We start from the raw sequence: 2,588 nt of genomic DNA, 5'->3' as shown, positions 1-2,588 counted from the left end.
CTTTGCTCGAACACTGTTGCTTTTTACTTGTTGCCTACTGAGTTTGAATGTAAAAGCTGAATCACCTTTAATTGCTCATTATAAAGTTGCGACAGAAGCGGATGATGTCGTCACCCGTGTTCTTTTTAATGCTGCATCGAAAGAGCTCGGCTTTACCGTTCAATATGTGAACTATTCCAGCTTTGATGCCATTCTAAATTCCGTCGCGAATGGGGAAGCGGACTTTGCTGCGAATATCACTTACACAGAAGAGCGTGCTCAACGCTTTAGTTACTCCCGTCCAACTAATATCGAATATACCTACCTTTTTGGATTAAAAGACTCGACGTTGAGTGACATTTCACGAGTTGGCGTCCCTAAAGATACGGTTTACGCTGAATTACTTAAACAATACTACCCGGAGCTAAAACAGGTCTCTTATCAAGGTCATGAGCAAGCGGTAACGTTACTGAGATCAGGCGTTGTTGAAGGCGTAGTCGATGCCATCAATCAGCTTAAGCCGATGCTGCTGGAGGGCTTTGACGCTAAGATGTTAAATGATCAGATTTCGATAAAGCCAGTATCGATCATCAGTAAAAAAGATCATCATCTCGAAGAGTTGGATACGTTCGCTACGTTTATTCATGGGGAAGGAGTGCAAAAGCAACTTCGTGAAGAGATCTCCCAGTATCAATTTGAACTCAGGCGAGCGGCATTGCGAGAATCTATTCGCTTATTACCTCTCGATTTTAGTGAGCCTATACGGATCAAGCTCGAATCTATCTTTCCATATGTTGTTTACAACGAAGACGGCAGTATCGAAGGGATGACGGCAGATGTCGTCCTGAGAAGCTGTGAGATCTTGGCATTAAACTGCGTGATCATTAGTGAGCCAAATGAAAGTTGGGGCTCCATGTATCACGAGTTTATGCAGGGGAGCTTTGAAATTTTAGCGCCGTTAACGGTCAGTCGCGAGCGACATGAATTTAGTTACTTTCCCAAGCCCCATTACTCACCAGCATCCGTTATGGTCAAGCGTTTAGGTTACAAGCCGAACACTTACTCTCATGTGTCACAGTTGATCTCTGAGCGGATTGGTGTGGTTGAGGACGACTTTTTCGACCAAATGATGACACAACTTTTACCGCTAAAAGAGCTGAAACGTTATCGTACCCAACAAGAACTCATTCAGGGTTTATTGAATGAAGAGGTCGATTACATTCCGATGGATACCGCGATGCTCAACCACTTTTTACGTCTGAGCGAGTTGGTTCCGATAGAGCAGGACACGGCGATTGGTGAGTTTTACCAGTCACAACTTTCTGTTGGATTGGTGGCGAACGAGAAAGGTGCCATGCTTGCTCCTTTTTTCAGTCGAGCGATAGCGATGTTGGAAGTTGATAAGATCATTGCCCAGTACGACCTGCGCCCAGATTGGCGTACCGCGCTTGAATATGAGGTTCGGCTGGCGACGCAAACACAGGCTGTGTTTGTCTTTGTATTGTTGTTTGCGATTTGCGTTTCGCTTTATCTTTACCGTCAATCGAATACCGACAATTTAACGGGGTTAAGAAATCGCCGCGCGTTGCAAGTAAAACATCGAAAAGGCGTAAACAAAGATCTATCCATACTTTACTTGGATATTAACCACTTCAAACGAATCAATGATACGTACGGTCACCGTGCTGGTGATGAGGTGTTGCAATTATTGGCGCTAAAAATTCATTATGTATGGTCAGGGAAAAGTTACCGGATAGGGGGAGATGAGTTCATCTTGTTGGGCTACCCGACTCAAGCAGAATTAAATAGGGCAATGAAAGAGCTCAGCAGAATTGATGTAAAAGGCAAACTGTGTAGTGAGTTAGAGTCTGTGGGTATCTCTATCGGTGTCTCTGCAAAAAGAGAACAGCACATGAGCTTAGAGCAAGCCATGCATTTAGCTGATGAAGATATGTATTCAAGTAAGCAGTCAACACGCCGCTATTCTTCTTCTCATCGTTACGTGGCTCAATCATAGAGGAATGAATTGATCGAGTTTTGTCCAAACGGTAATGAAATGACGAAATTCAAGGTTTTTGCTCTTGCATTATGAGGGCTGATACTGAATAATCGCCCCATCGATTGAGGCAAGTCCTCTCGAAAAGAATTATGGGGCTCTGGTCCTCTCGCAACAATAGCTCGTGAACTCGGTCAGGTCCGGAAGGAAGCAGCCGCAGCGGGTGACTTGTGTGCCGGGATGTGGCTGGGGTCCCACCCTTTAAAAGTGTCGTTAAAACGATAACCTGTCCCAATAAAACCATAATCTGTCCTTTTAAAATCCATAAAGTGTCCTAAGCTTACTTTGGTTGTTTTTTTTACAACAGAAGGGACGCATATGTATATCCGTAATCTTCGCAAACCGTCACCTAACAAGAACATCTTTAAGTTCTCGAGTCTAAAAAACCGAGACGCTGTTATGTGTGAGGGTAGTTTGGAGAAAGACTGTTGCTATCATTTCGAATATGATCCAGATGTAGTTCGGTATGAATCTCAGCCAGAGGGTTTCTACTATGACTTCAATGGAAAGAGGCGCCCTTACACTCCCGACTTTCTAGTTATCTACCATGACG

The 2,588-nt window shown here is 44.0% G+C and carries 2 protein-coding genes and 1 other RNA gene; all 3 read left to right on the top strand.

Annotated features, from left to right (window positions below; genetic code table 11):
* The first annotated feature begins 13 nt into the window (after nucleotides 1–13).
* A complete protein-coding gene (locus tag CAG69_RS06230) occupies nucleotides 14–1,996 on the top strand; it encodes a GGDEF domain-containing protein (protein WP_237668042.1) in 1,983 nt (660 codons plus the stop codon).
* A 137-nt stretch (nucleotides 1,997–2,133) separates the two neighbouring features.
* An RNA gene (ffs, locus tag CAG69_RS06225) (signal recognition particle sRNA small type) lies at nucleotides 2,134–2,230 on the top strand.
* A 123-nt stretch (nucleotides 2,231–2,353) separates the two neighbouring features.
* On the top strand, nucleotides 2,354–2,588 hold a 235-nt coding region (locus CAG69_RS22715), incomplete at its 3' end, for a TnsA endonuclease N-terminal domain-containing protein (protein WP_202600709.1).

It is taken from the genome of Vibrio sp. V43_P6S15P86, from assembly GCF_009904725.1.
GTDB lineage: Bacteria > Pseudomonadota > Gammaproteobacteria > Enterobacterales > Vibrionaceae > Vibrio > Vibrio diabolicus.
This window is presented reverse-complemented; position numbering and strand designations above follow the sequence as displayed.